This is a genomic window from Pseudomonas azadiae (assembly GCF_019145355.1).
Lineage (GTDB): Bacteria > Pseudomonadota > Gammaproteobacteria > Pseudomonadales > Pseudomonadaceae > Aquipseudomonas > Aquipseudomonas azadiae.
Map to the genome: position 1 here is coordinate 1,524,627 of NZ_JAHSTY010000001.1, position 13,580 is coordinate 1,538,206.

Annotated in this window: 12 protein-coding genes and 1 tRNA gene; 7 read left to right on the forward strand and 6 right to left on the reverse strand. The window is 61.0% G+C overall.

All coding sequences use genetic code 11. The features are described from left to right. The first annotated feature begins 5 nt into the window (after nt 1–5). The 5 genes from gcvP to KVG91_RS06950 all read left to right on the forward strand — a co-directional run bounded on the left by gcvP (nt 6) and on the right by KVG91_RS06950 (nt 6,758). A complete protein-coding gene (gene gcvP / locus KVG91_RS06930; RefSeq protein WP_169375984.1) occupies nt 6–2,843 on the forward strand; it encodes an aminomethyl-transferring glycine dehydrogenase in 2,838 nt (945 codons plus the stop codon). Nucleotides 2,844–3,028: 185 nt separating this feature from the next. Further along, nucleotides 3,029–4,405: an L-serine ammonia-lyase gene (locus KVG91_RS06935; protein ID WP_169375983.1), complete on the forward strand. Its 1,377-nt coding sequence runs from the start codon at nt 3,029–3,031 to the stop codon at nt 4,403–4,405. 39 nt (nt 4,406–4,444) lie between these two features. Further along, complete coding sequence (gcvT, locus tag KVG91_RS06940) at nt 4,445–5,569, forward strand: glycine cleavage system aminomethyltransferase GcvT (protein ID WP_169375982.1); 1,125 nt, start codon at nt 4,445–4,447, stop codon at nt 5,567–5,569. Nucleotides 5,570–5,962: 393 nt separating this feature from the next. After that, a complete protein-coding gene (locus KVG91_RS06945) occupies nt 5,963–6,175 on the forward strand; it encodes a cold-shock protein (RefSeq protein ID WP_034109143.1) in 213 nt (70 codons plus the stop codon). A 94-nt stretch (nt 6,176–6,269) separates the two neighbouring features. Beyond that, a complete protein-coding gene (locus tag KVG91_RS06950; protein ID WP_169375981.1) occupies nt 6,270–6,758 on the forward strand; it encodes an RDD family protein in 489 nt (162 codons plus the stop codon). Between the two features lie 72 nt (nt 6,759–6,830). Here KVG91_RS06950 and nadA read toward each other — a convergent pair whose 3' ends face one another. Beyond that, a complete protein-coding gene (gene nadA, locus KVG91_RS06955) occupies nt 6,831–7,889 on the reverse strand; it encodes a quinolinate synthase NadA (protein ID WP_169375980.1) in 1,059 nt (352 codons plus the stop codon). Between the two features lie 238 nt (nt 7,890–8,127). Then, nucleotides 8,128–9,705: a lactate dehydrogenase gene (locus tag KVG91_RS06960; RefSeq protein ID WP_225926955.1), complete on the reverse strand. Its 1,578-nt coding sequence runs from the start codon at nt 9,703–9,705 to the stop codon at nt 8,128–8,130. Between the two features lie 180 nt (nt 9,706–9,885). Between KVG91_RS06960 and KVG91_RS06965 the strand changes: the two genes are divergently transcribed. Both KVG91_RS06965 and KVG91_RS06970 read left to right on the forward strand, forming a co-directional pair. Continuing rightward, entirely contained in the window at nt 9,886–10,290 is a 405-nt protein-coding gene (locus KVG91_RS06965) for an antitoxin Xre-like helix-turn-helix domain-containing protein (protein ID WP_169375979.1), read from the forward strand. Continuing rightward, nucleotides 10,284–10,976, forward strand: a complete 693-nt coding sequence (locus KVG91_RS06970; protein ID WP_169375978.1) for an RES family NAD+ phosphorylase — start codon at nt 10,284–10,286, stop codon at nt 10,974–10,976. The genes KVG91_RS06965 and KVG91_RS06970 overlap by 7 nt, the downstream gene beginning before the upstream one ends. 126 nt (nt 10,977–11,102) lie before the next feature. On the opposite strand, the gene KVG91_RS06975 is transcribed toward KVG91_RS06970, so the two are convergent. The 4 genes from KVG91_RS06975 to ybgF form a co-directional block, all read right to left on the reverse strand. Further along, a tRNA-Lys gene (locus KVG91_RS06975) sits at nt 11,103–11,178 on the reverse strand. Between the two features lie 63 nt (nt 11,179–11,241). After that, nucleotides 11,242–11,916, reverse strand: coding sequence for a 7-cyano-7-deazaguanine synthase QueC (gene queC, locus KVG91_RS06980; protein WP_169377941.1), 675 nt, complete (start codon nt 11,914–11,916; stop codon nt 11,242–11,244). Between the two features lie 16 nt (nt 11,917–11,932). Continuing rightward, nucleotides 11,933–12,580, reverse strand: coding sequence for a 7-carboxy-7-deazaguanine synthase QueE (gene queE, locus KVG91_RS06985; RefSeq protein ID WP_169377927.1), 648 nt, complete (start codon nt 12,578–12,580; stop codon nt 11,933–11,935). 164 nt (nt 12,581–12,744) lie between these two features. Then, complete coding sequence (ybgF, locus tag KVG91_RS06990; RefSeq protein WP_169377928.1) at nt 12,745–13,575, reverse strand: tol-pal system protein YbgF; 831 nt, start codon at nt 13,573–13,575, stop codon at nt 12,745–12,747. Between the last annotated feature and the right edge of the window lie 5 nt (nt 13,576–13,580).

A 13,580-nucleotide genomic window follows, 5' to 3' on the forward strand; every position in this document is an offset into this window, starting at 1 on the left:
GCGCCATGACGATTAACTTGAGCACTGCCAACGAATTCATCGCCCGCCACATCGGCCCGCGCCAGGCAGATGAGCAGCACATGCTTGCCAGCCTGGGTTTCGACTCCCTGGAAGCGCTGAGCGCCAGCGTGATCCCGGAAAGCATCAAGGGCACCAGCGTGCTCGGCCTGGAAGACGGCCTGAGCGAAGCCCAGGCCCTGGCCAAGATCAAGGCCATCGCCGCCAGGAACCAACTGTTCAAGACTTACATCGGCCAGGGCTACTACAACTGCCATACGCCGTCGCCGATCCTGCGCAACCTGCTGGAAAACCCCGCCTGGTACACCGCCTACACCCCGTACCAGCCGGAAATTTCCCAGGGCCGCCTGGAAGCGCTGCTGAATTTCCAGACGCTGATCAGCGACCTCACCGGCTTGCCGATCGCCAACGCCTCCCTGCTCGACGAAGCCACCGCCGCCGCCGAAGCCATGACCTTCTGCAAGCGCCTGAGCAAGAACAAGGGCAGCAACGCCTTCTTCGCCTCGATCCACAGCCACCCGCAGACCCTTGATGTATTGCGCACCCGTGCCGAACCCCTGGGTATCGAAGTAGTCGTGGGCGATGAGCGCGAACTGACCGACGTCAGCGCATTCTTCGGCGCCCTGCTGCAATACCCGGCCAGCAACGGTGACGTATTTGATTACCGCGAACTGACCGAACGTTTCCACGCCGCCAATGCGCTGGTCGCTGTGGCCGCCGACTTGCTCGCCCTGACCCTGCTGACGCCGCCGGGCGAGTTCGGCGCCGACGTGGCCATCGGCAGCGCGCAACGCTTCGGCGTGCCGCTGGGCTTTGGTGGCCCGCACGCGGCGTACTTCTCCACCAAGGACGCGTTCAAGCGCGACATGCCGGGCCGCCTGGTTGGTGTGTCCGTGGACCGTTTCGGCAAGCCGGCCCTGCGCCTGGCCATGCAGACCCGCGAGCAACATATCCGCCGCGAGAAAGCCACCAGTAACATCTGCACCGCGCAGGTGCTGCTGGCCAACATCGCCAGCATGTACGCCGTGTACCATGGACCCAAGGGCCTGACCCAGATCGCCCAGCGCGTGCACCAGTTGACCGCGATCCTGGCCAAGGGCCTGGTTGCCCTGGGCATGAAGGTCGAGCAACACCACTTCTTCGACACCCTGACCCTCAACACCGGCGCCAGCACCGCCGCCCTGCACGACAAGGCCCGCGCCCAGCGCATCAACCTGCGTGCGGTGGACGCTGAGCGCGTTGGCCTGTCGGTCGACGAAACCACTACCCAGGCTGACATCGAAGCCTTGTGGGCGATCTTCGCCGACGGCAAGGCGCTGCCCGCCTTCGCCGCGACTGAAAGCACCCTGCCGGCCGCGCTGCTGCGCCAGTCGCCGATCCTCAGCCACCCGGTGTTCAACCGCTATCACTCGGAAACCGAGCTGATGCGCTACCTGCGCAAGCTGGCCGACAAGGACCTGGCGCTGGACCGCACCATGATCCCGCTGGGCTCGTGCACCATGAAGCTCAATGCCGCCAGCGAAATGATCCCGGTGACCTGGGCCGAGTTCGGCGCCCTGCACCCGTTCGCCCCGGCCGAGCAGAGCGCCGGCTACCTGGAGCTGACGTCCGACCTGGAAGCCATGCTCTGCGCGGCCACCGGTTACGACGCGATCTCCTTGCAGCCGAACGCCGGCTCCCAGGGCGAATACGCCGGCCTGTTGGCGATCCGCGCGTACCACCAGAGCCGTGGCGATGAGCGTCGCGACATCTGCCTGATCCCCTCGTCGGCCCACGGCACCAACCCGGCCACCGCCAACATGGCGGGCATGCGTGTGGTCGTCACCGCTTGCGATGCCCGCGGCAACGTCGACATCGAAGACCTGCGCGTCAAGGCCATCGAGCACCGCGATCACCTCGCCGCGCTGATGATCACCTACCCGTCCACCCACGGCGTGTTCGAAGAAGGCATCCGCGACATCTGCGCGGTCATCCACGACAACGGCGGCCAGGTCTACATCGACGGCGCCAACATGAACGCCATGGTCGGCCTGTGCGCACCGGGCAAGTTCGGCGGCGACGTGTCCCACCTGAACCTGCACAAAACCTTCTGCATTCCTCACGGCGGTGGCGGCCCGGGCGTTGGCCCGATCGGCGTCAAATCGCACCTCACGCCGTTCCTGCCGGGCCACGCGGCCATGGCGCGCAAGGAAGGCGCGGTGTGCGCGGCACCGTTCGGCAGCGCGAGCATTCTGCCGATCACCTGGATGTATATCAGCATGATGGGCGGCGCGGGTCTCAAGCGCGCCTCGCAACTGGCGATCCTGAACGCCAACTACATCTCCCGTCGCCTGGAAGAGCACTACCCGGTGCTCTACACCGGCAGCAATGGCCTGGTGGCGCATGAATGTATCCTGGATCTGCGCCCGCTCAAAGACAGCAGCGGCATCAGCGTGGATGACGTGGCCAAGCGCCTGATCGACTTCGGCTTCCATGCGCCGACCATGTCGTTCCCGGTGGCCGGCACCTTGATGATCGAGCCGACCGAAAGCGAATCCAAGGAAGAACTGGACCGCTTCTGCGACGCCATGATCGCCATCCGCGAAGAGATCCGCGCGGTGGAAAACGGCACGCTGGACAAGGACGACAACCCGCTCAAGAACGCGCCGCACACCGCGGCGGAGCTGGTGGGCGAATGGACGCACCCGTACAGCCGCGAACAGGCGGTGTACCCGGTGGCCTCGTTGATCGAAGGCAAGTACTGGCCGCCGGTTGGCCGGGTCGACAACGTGTTTGGCGATCGCAACCTGGTGTGTGCGTGCCCGTCGATCGAGAGTTACGCCTGATCTGACTGACGAAACTCGGTCTGTGGGAGCTGGCTTGTGTGGGAGCTGGCTTGCCTGCGATACAAACACCTCGGTCTGACAGGTAGACCAAGGTGATGCTATCGCAGGCAAGCCAGCTTCCACATAAACCTCTTTCAGGTGTACCGAGTACACCCGAAACATAATAAGAAACCGGAGAACCACTCATGTCGTTAAGCGTGTTCGACCTGTTCAAGATTGGCATCGGCCCCTCCAGTTCCCACACCGTCGGCCCGATGCGCGCCGCCGCCCGTTTTGTCGAAGGGCTCAAGCGTGACAACCTGCTCGGCGCCACCTGTAGCATCAAGGTAGAACTCTACGGTTCGCTCGGCGCCACCGGCAAAGGCCACGGCAGCGACAAAGCCGTGCTGCTGGGCCTGGAAGGCGAACACCCGGACACCGTCAACACCGAAACCGTGGCCTCGCGCCTGGCGCAGATGCGCAAGGACGCTTGCTTGAACCTGCTCGGCGAACACCGCATCGCGTTCAACGAGAAAGAACACCTGGCGATGATTCGCAAACCCCTCGCCTATCACCCCAACGGCATGATCTTTCGTGCCTTCGACGCCGCCCACATCCAGGTCCGCAGCCGCGAGTACTATTCGGTCGGCGGCGGGTTTGTGGTGGATGAAGACGCCGCCGGCGCCGACCGAATCGTCGAAGACGCCACGCCGCTGACCTTCCCGTTCAAGCATGCCAAGGACTTGCTCGGCCATTGCACCACTTACGGGCTGTCCATCAGCCAAGTGATGCTGACCAATGAAAGCGCCTGGCGCCCGGAAGCGCAAACCCGTGCCGGGCTGCTGAACATCTGGCAGGTGATGCAGGATTGTGTGGATGCCGGTTGCCGTAATGAAGGGATTTTGCCTGGCGGCCTGAAGGTCAAGCGGCGCGCAGCCGCCTTGCATCGCCAGCTGTGCAAGCACCCGGAGTCGGCGCTGCGCGATCCGTTGTCGGTGCTCGACTGGGTCAACCTCTACGCCCTGGCGGTCAACGAAGAAAACGCCAACGGCGGGCGCGTGGTCACGGCGCCCACCAACGGCGCGGCCGGGATCATCCCGGCCGTGCTGCATTACTACATGCGCTTTATCCCCGGCGCGAACGAAGACGGCGTGGTGCGCTTTCTGCTCACCGCCGCCGCCATCGGCATTCTGTACAAGGAAAACGCGTCGATTTCCGGCGCCGAAGTCGGCTGCCAGGGCGAAGTCGGCGTGGCCTGTTCCATGGCCGCCGGTGCGCTGTGCGAAGTCTTGGGCGGGACGGTTTCCCAGGTGGAAAACGCCGCCGAAATCGGCATGGAGCACAACCTCGGCCTGACCTGCGACCCGATTGGCGGGCTGGTGCAGGTGCCCTGCATCGAGCGCAATGCCATGGGCTCGGTCAAGGCGATCAACGCGGTGCGCATGGCCTTGCGTGGCGATGGGCAACACTTCGTGTCCCTCGACAAGGTCATCCGCACCATGCGCCAGACGGGCGCCGACATGAAAAGCAAATACAAGGAAACCGCCCGTGGCGGTTTGGCGGTCAACATTATCGAGTGCTGAGGCCCAACGGCGCGCCAGCACGTTTTTCAGGAGCTGAATATGTCCACCGAAACCCTGTTGAAAACCCCACTGCACGCCCTGCACCTTGAGCTCGGTGCGCGCATGGTGCCGTTCGCCGGCTACGACATGCCGGTGCAATACCCGTTGGGCGTGATGAAAGAACACCAACACACCCGTGATCAGGCCGGCTTGTTCGACGTATCCCACATGGGCCAGATCCGCCTCACCGGCGCCAATGCCGCCAAGGCCCTGGAAACCCTGGTGCCGGTCGACATCATCGACCTGCCGGTGGGCATGCAGCGCTATGCGATGTTCACCAATGACCAGGGCGGTATCCTCGATGACCTGATGGTGGCCAACCTGGGTAACGACGAACTGTTCCTGGTGGTCAACGCCGCCTGCAAGGACCAGGACCTGGCGCACCTGCGCCAGCATATCGGCGACCAGTGCAGCATTGAGCCGCTGTTCGAAGAACGTGCGCTGCTGGCGTTGCAAGGCCCGGCGGCGGTAAAGGTGCTGGCACGCCTGGCTCCGGAAGTCACCAGGATGACGTTCATGCAGTTCACCCCCCTGCGCTTGCTGGGCGTGGACTGCTACGTCAGCCGTTCCGGCTACACCGGTGAAGACGGCTTTGAAATTTCCGTGCCCGCCGCCAACGCCGAAAGCCTGGCCCGCAGCCTGCTCGCCGAGACCGAAGTGCAGGCCATCGGCCTGGGTGCCCGCGACTCGCTGCGCCTGGAAGCCGGCCTGTGCCTGTACGGCCATGACATGAACACCGACACCACGCCCATCGAAGCCAGCCTGTTGTGGGCGATCTCCAAGGCCCGCCGTGCCGACGGTGCGCGTGCCGGTGGCTTCCCCGGCGCCGACAAGATCTTCACCCAGCAGCAAACCGGTGTGAGCCGCAAACGCGTCGGCCTGTTGCCACAGGAACGCACGCCTGTGCGTGAGGGCGCGGAGATTGTCGACGCAGATGGCACCGTGATCGGCAGCGTCTGCAGCGGTGGTTTCGGTCCGTCCCTGGGCGCCCCGCTGGCCATGGGTTACCTGGACAGTGCATTTATCGCGCTGGACACTGAAGTTTCTGCGCTGGTGCGTGGGAAAAAGGTGCCACTACGTGTAAGTAAAATGCCATTTGTACCGCAACGTTACTACCGCGGCTGATTGGCTGTTTCTATAAGTAACGCGGTTGCGCTAACGTGCACTAATCTGTAACGCAACCGCCATAAAAGAGTGCACTCGCGATAGTCTATGTTTAAGAACTTGCCTATAACAAGTGATCGACTCTATCGAATAAGCCGACCCTACAGTTGTTCACCAAACTGCCATATTCCCCAGTAAAACCAGTGCCTTTCCGGGGCTTGTTTTTTCTCTATTAGTTGGCGTAGAGTTTGCCCACTGTGTTTGCATGGGTCGCTTGGAACCTGGACCTGGGCAGTAGCTGAAGTAGTAGTGCTACAACCCGTTCGACGTCTCTTACTTTCCTGCAACCCAGCCCAGTACTCTTTCATGTGAAAGGGGCTGTCATTAATTTTTAGCGTCAAAGGAAAGAAGAAAATGTCTGATCGTCAGAGCGGTACCGTCAAGTGGTTTAACGACGAAAAAGGGTTTGGTTTTATCACGCCAGAAAGCGGTCCGGATCTGTTCGTGCATTTCCGCGCTATTCAAGGCAATGGCTTCAAGAGCCTGAAAGAAGGCCAGAAGGTCACTTTCAAAGCAGTGCAAGGACAAAAAGGCATGCAGGCTGACGAAGTTCAAGCAGAAGGCTGATCCCACTGCGACAAAAAGCCCCTGATGGTGACATCAGGGGCTTTTTTATGTGCGATTGCTCGTAAAATGGCTTTTTTCACAAGAGAGCCCTGCCATGTCGAACCCCCTGTTGAGCCCCCAAGGCGAATTCCCCGCCGTTGGCCTGGGCCGTCGCCTGGCAGCGATGTTCTATGACTTCCTGTTGTGCACCGCCCTGCTGATCGTCACCGCGTTCATCTACAAGCTGATCTGGATCGCGTTCGTGGGCGAAGCCAGGATGCGCACCCTCACCGAATCCGGCGCGCTGGACGGCGATCCGTTGCTGTCAACGATCCTGCTGTTTGTACTGTTTGGCTTCTTCGCCAAGTTCTGGACCCATTCCGGGCAGACCCTGGGCATGCAGGTGTGGGGCGTGCGCGTACAGAACGCCGACGGCTCGCGGATCAGCCTGTGGCAGGCGCTGTTGCGCTTTGTGGTGTCGATTGCCTCCTGGTTGTGCGTGGGGCTGGGGTTTATCTGGTCGCTGTTTGATAAGCGCAAACGCAGCTGGCATGACATCTATTCGGATACGCAGCTGGTGCGGATTCCGAAGCAGAAGAAATAACCCAGAACACTGGAGAACCCTTGTGGGAGCAGGCAAGCCAGCTCCCACATTTTGATCAGTGTTTGGCTCGGGTCAGGCGTTGCCGGCCAGCTTGAGGCGCGCTGCCTGGGTAAAGTCGAGCATGCGCTTGAGCGGGCGCACCGCGTGGGGGATCACCGACGGCTCGACGAAGATCTCGTTGCTGCCCTCGCGCAGGCACTGCAGCGTACGCTCCAGTGTATTCATTGCCATCCACGGGCAATGCGCGCAACTGCGACACGCCGCGCCGTTGCCGGCGGTAGGCGCCTCGACAAAGACTTTGTCGGGGCACAACTGCTGCATCTTGTAGAAAATGCCACGGTCGGTGGCGACGATGAAGGTCTTGTTCGGCAAGCGCTGGGCAGCCGCAATCAGTTGGCTGGTCGACCCCACGGCGTCGGCCAGTTCGATCACCGCTGTCGGCGACTCCGGGTGCACCAGGATGGCTGCGTCCGGGTACAACGCCTTCATGTCTTCGAGCTGCTTGGACTTGAACTCTTCGTGGACGATGCAGGCACCGTCCCACAGCAGCATGTCGGCGCCGGTCTGGCGCTGGATGTAAGTCCCCAAGTGCTTGTCCGGCCCCCAGATGATCGTCTCGCCGTTGTCCATCAGGCTTTCGACGATTTCCAGGGCGCAGCTGGAGGTCACCACCCAGTCCGCCCGCGCCTTGACCGCAGCCGACGTGTTGGCATAGACCACCACGGTGCGCTCGGGATGCTGATCGCAGAACGCCGAGAACTCATCCACCGGGCAACCCAGGTCCAGGGAGCACGTGGCTTCAAGGGTGGGCATAAGGATGCGTTTGTCGGGCGTGAGGATCTTGGCGGTCTCGCCCATGAAACGCACGCCGGCGACCAACACGGTCTTGGCCGGGTGGGCGGCGCCGAAACGAGCCATTTCCAGGGAGTCGGAGACACAGCCACCGGTCTCTTCGGCCAGGGCCTGAATCACCGGGTCACAGTAGAAGTGGGCAACCAGCACCGCGTCCTGAGCTTTGAGCTCGGCGGCGATGGCGGCGCGCAGGCCAGCCTCTTCGTCGGCACTGAGGACCTTGGGCTGTTTGGCGTCGAGGTGGGCTTGAACCAGAAGGCGTTCGGAAATTTGCGTCATGTTCGCAAGACCTGCAGGCGCAGTAAGCGCGAAAGTCGAGTGTACCACCGGCTCTGGAGCCTTTCGGGCGCCGCCGGATGAAGGGGTTGTGTTCATCAAGCACGGTTAGCGATGAAGCTGCGCAAGGCTACAGAATATCCAATGGTTTCAAAAGCCTAATCTGGTATCGCCGGTGCGCCTGTCGCGCAGAAAAAACGGGGAGCCCCACGACTGGGGTTCCCCATTCTTACATCCCGCGTCAGCGCAACAGCGCGGAAGGATCTTCCTGCAATATCACCGAAGCGTGCAGGTTGGCCAGGGCGTCTTTCAGACTGGACATCTCCAGCGCGTCCTCGGACTTCTCGCTTTCCTTGGCCGCGTATTCGAGCAGGATCAGATAATCACGCTTGACCGAGGCCTGCTCTGGCACGAAGGTTTCGTCCACCCGCTTGCCCATCACGTACTTTTGCGTACGGGTGTTCTGGCTGGCCTCTTGCGATACGGAGGCGTCGGCCAGCATGCCGTCCTTGTACCCCAGCGTGGCCAAACTGCTGGCTTTGTCCTGCACCTGCACATAGAGGTAGTTCTGTGACTCGGCGCTGCCATCCAGGGCCGGCGCCTTTTCCCCCCTGAGGCCTTTATGGAAACTGGCGGAGAGGCTCGACTGCTGTTCTTGGCTGATGCTGCGGTCCAAGGTGCTGGTGCCGCCGACGCGCGTCGTTTGCGACACCTCATAAGCAAAGCCGTCGACTTCGGACGGTCGCATCGGGTTGGTCGACTCAGTGGCCTGCTTGAGCGACGCCTTGAAGTCCGCCAGGCCGGTCAGCAAACCCTGGTCCGTGGGGTTGCGCGTCAGCGCTTGCGGCGCAGACGCGCCCTGTGGATAGTGGGCGTTCAGGGCGCTGAAGGCGTCTTTGAACATCGCCATCAGCTCCGGCTTGGCGTTGCCGCGCGCTTGTGCCCGCTCGAATTGAGCCAGGTAGCTTTTCAGTGCATTGGCCTGTTGCTTGGCGTCACCCAGGATCGCGCTGTTTTTCAGATCGACGGCCAGGTCCAGCTGGCCAAGCGCGCCACTCAGGCGCGTGCTGCGGCTTTGACTGTCGGCGTGGAAGGCCAGGCTCAAGCCTTGACCATCCAGTGTCTTGAGCTTGACGCTGAGGTCCACCGAGGCCAGAAGCCTGGAATCAAACTGCGTCAGCTGGCTCAGGTCGAGCTTGGGTGGCGCTGCAGTCAACCCATCCACGCTCGCCTGGAAGGCGCTCCCCAGTTTGCCGAACGCTTCGAGTTCGGCGTCGCTCAACGTGCCGCCCTCCACGGTTGCCTGTACGCCCAGACCCTCGGCTTGGCTGGAAAGGCTGAACGTGACGGTCTTGCCACTGGCGGTCTTGATGCTGAGGCTCACCAGGTTGTCGGCCTTGCTGTGCAGCAAGCTTTGATCGGCCTTGATCTCACCGGCGTTTTGCGCCCGGTCGGCACTCGCGTACATCACCGACTGCGAAAACCCCGCCCCGCCACCCTTGACGAATTGCGCGATCAAGCCGGTGCCGATGCCATTGAAACGCTTGGCCGTGGACAATGAGTTGAAATTGGCGTCGAGGGTCTTGCTCAGCGCAGTCTGGCTGTCGCTCTCCCAGGCACGCACAGCTTCCTGACCTGGGAATTGCCCATGGCGGGAATAGGTATTGGCGAGCGTATCGGATACATCGTTGCCCAGGCTGACAACCGAAGAAGGCCGCGTCATGCTGGCGTCGGCATTGGGCGCCTGGGCGATGGCAGGCGCCTCAGTCGCACGGAAGATAAGTGGCGGGGTGGCGCCTATAGGCGAAAGCGTGGTCATGACGATCCCTGTCTTGAGCTGAACAAGGCTTAATCTAACCAAGACTTCGATCAATTGACAGCACATAAGTAGCAAAAAGCCATGTGGAAAATGGCTTTCTGGCCGCGCCGGTCGGATTTGATCCATAGACGCAATTGATCTATATTTGATTCCACAGACGCATATCGGAGGAGTCAAGCAATGACAGCCGTTTCCCAAGCGCAGGCTTTCACCAAAGATCAATGCGTGACCGGTCTTCGCGCAGCTGTGGGCATCCTCGAAAAATGGCAGGCATCGAGTGATCAGGCTTGCCGTGTCCTGCGCATTTCCCGTAGCACCTTCACCCGAGCCAAACAGGGCGATACACGCTGGTCCGTGAGCCTGGACGCGGATCAGATGCAGCGCATCAGCTTCGTACTCAACATCCACGCGGCACTGCGCCTGGTATTTGATAATCCCGAGAACGTCTACGGATTTGCCTCAATGGCCAACGACAACAGTTTCTTCAATGGCCGCACGCCGCTTGAAGTCATGTCGCAGGGGGACATGATTTCCCTGTACGAAACGTATCGCCGCATCGATGTCTTGCGTGGAGCGCAATGGTAATGCTGACGCGCTTGGCTGATCTGCCGGGCGAACAGGTGCACGCCTATCGCCTGGTCAACTCCAAGTTTCCGCCCATCGCCTTGTTCGATGACGTTGCCGATGCGGACGAATTCGAAACCCTCTACCGCATTCAGGCCCTGACCAACCCCAGGCTGGAAAATGAAGTGGGTCGCATCGAGCTGATACCCCGCCAAGAGATTCCGTTTGGAATTTCGGGCTGCTCTTATGCAACGGCGCCCTTCACCCACATCAACCCCGAGGGTTCACGCTTCAGTGATGGCAGCTTCGGCGTACTGTACCTGGCCGCCACGATGGAGACCGCGCTTGCGGAGGTACACCATCATCAAGACAAGTACTGGTCGAAGGTCCGCGGGCTCAATTATGAGCGCTTCGTTTTTCGAGGCCTGTCCTGCACTTTTGCTGACCACCTGATGAAAGACGTGACCTCGCTGTCGCTGAGCGATCCTCTGTATGACCCGGACGATTACGCTCACGCCCGTGCGCTGGGGCGAGCAGTGAAGGACGCCGGATGCCCCGGCCTTCGGTACAACTCGGTACGTTTGACTGGCAATCATTGCTGGGCGCTGATGACCCCAAGACCGGTCTCTTCGATCATCCAGACGGCCCACTACGAAATGGTCTGGAATGGCCATCTGTCCAGCGTGAACACGATCAGCGAACCGTGACTTGAGGCAATGGATGTGCCGCAGAGTTGTTGCGCATCACGCCGTGCCCCCTCCAAATCCCAGGCAAAAAAAAACCCGGAAATCCTCACTTGCGTGGGCCTTCCGGATTTTCTAAACCGCCAAAAATGGTGGGTCGTGTGGGATTCGAACCTACGACCAATTGGTTAAAAGCCAACTGCTCTACCAACTGAGCTAACGACCCGCTGTGTGGTGGCGCGTATAATACTGATTTCTAAGGATTATTCAACACCTTATTTGAAATAAATCAGAAATAACGCGTTGGGTCGGTGATTCCGGCCGCTTGGAAGCCTTCTGCACGCAGTCGGCAGCTGTCGCATTTCCCACAAGCACGGCCGTCATCGTCTGCCTGGTAGCAGGAAACAGTCAGCGAATAATCTACGCCAAGTCCTACACCAGCCTTGACGATATCGGCTTTGCTCAGGTTTTGCAGCGGCGCCAGGATGCGGAAGCCTTGCCCCTCTACGCCGGCCTTTGTCGCGAGGTTGGCCATGCGCTCGAACGACTCGACGAACTCCGGACGGCAGTCCGGGTAGCCGGAATAGTCCACCGCGTTCACACCGATAAAAATGTCGCGAGCGTTGAGCACTTCCGCCCAACCCAGGGCCAGGGACAGGAATACGGTGTTGCGTGCAGGCACGTAGGTCACCGGGATCCCTTCGCCGGGCGCTTCTGGTACATCGATGCTGCTGTCGGTCAGCGCGGAGCCGCCGATGCCATTGAGGTTCAGGCCGATCACCTTGTGCTCGACCACACCCATGTCACGGGCAACACGGGCGGCGGCGTTCAACTCGGCACGATGCCGTTGGCCATAGTCGAAACTCATGGTGTAGCAGCTGTAGCCTTCAGCCTGCGCCATAGCGACCACCGTGGCGGAGTCGAGGCCACCGGACAGCAGGATTACCGCACGTTTCTGGTCCATCGTGTGTTCAGTCATATCAGCGCCCTGGCTCGTCGTTCCAAAGGTATTTATGCAGCTGCAATTGCAGGCGCACCGGTAGATTGTCCGCGACCACCCAATCGGCGAGGTCACGGGCGTTCAAGTCATGGTGGCTCGGAGAAAAAAGCACCTCCCCCGCGCGACGGTCCAGGCCGTATTGGATCAGCTTGGAATTTGCCCAGTCGTAGTCGTCACGGGAACAGATGACGAACTTGACCTGGTCGTTGGCCGTCAGCAGTTCGATGTTCTCGTAGCGGTTGCGGTGCGCCTCTTTGGAGCCCGGAGTCTTGAGGTCGACCACGCGGCTTACACGTGGGTCAACCGCCGAGATATCCAGGGCGCCGCTGGTCTCCAGCGATACTTCGTAGCCGGCGTCGCACAGCTGCGTGAGCAAAGGGATGGCATTGGGCTGGGCCAGCGGCTCACCGCCGGTCACACAGACGTAGCGCGGCTTGTAGCCGGCGACCTGCTCCAGGATGTCATCAAGGGTGCGCACGGTGCCGCCACTGAAGGCGTAGGCGCTGTCACAGTATTGGCAACGCAGGGGGCAACCGGTCAGGCGCACAAAAACGGTGGGCAGCCCAGCGGTCCGCGTTTCACCCTGCAATGAGTAAAAAACTTCGGTAATACGTAATGTGTCTTGCATAGTCGCCACGGGCGTAACAGCTAAACAGGCTGTCCGCCTCCGTCAGGCACTTCAAGAGACCCCGCCAACGCGCGGGCCCCAAAAAGCGTGTTTCATAAAAGGGCGTGGATTCTAACGAAAAAACCCGCGCCAGGCGCGGGTTTCTTCTAAACGGATTGCATCGCTTACAAGCGCTGCAGGTCCCGTTGCGCCAACTGGGCAGCGGAAGTACCCGGATATTGGGCCACCACTTGCTGCAAAATGCCTTTGACCTTGTCGGTATGACCCAGGCGGCGTTCTACATCAGCGAGTTTGTACAGCGAATCCGGCACCTTGGCGTGCTTGGGGTACAGCTGGCTGACCTTGGCGAACGCCTGGCCCGCCCCCTGCAGGTCACCCTTTGCCAGGTTGACTTCGCCCAACCAGTATTGGGCGTTGCCCGCATACTGGCTGTTCGGGTACTTGCGCAGGAAAGCGGTAAAGGCCTGGCTGGCCTTATCGAAATCCTTGGCCTTGATCAGGTCGAACGCTGCATCGTAATACAGCTTTTCCTTGGCCGGATCACCCGGTTCACTGCTTGCGGCAGGGGCTTGGCTGGCAGCCGCCCCCGCTGCTGCACCGGCAGCGGCGCTGGGCGCGCCACCGGCAGAAGAATTATCAGGAGTTGCGGCAGGTGTTACGCCGGCTCCAATACGTCGATCAAGATCCTGGTATCGCTCCAGGCCTTCTTGCTTCAGCTGGTTCACTTGGTTCTGCAGTACTTCAATTGCGCCCTGTTGCTGCGCCAATTGATCCTGCATGCGTTGCAGCTGGTTGAACAGTTCGCCCTGTGCCGAGGGAGCGGACGTAGCCGCTCCCCCCGCATAGGCGCCGTTCGTGCCATAACCTGCTGGCGGATAGCTGCTCCCGCTATTGTTATAGCCCGAGTTGCTATCCGTTACAGGAACCGCAGCCCACACCGCAAGCGGTGCGAGGCTGAGAGCCAATACAGTCAGAGCACGACGGCACGTTCGCATGACGA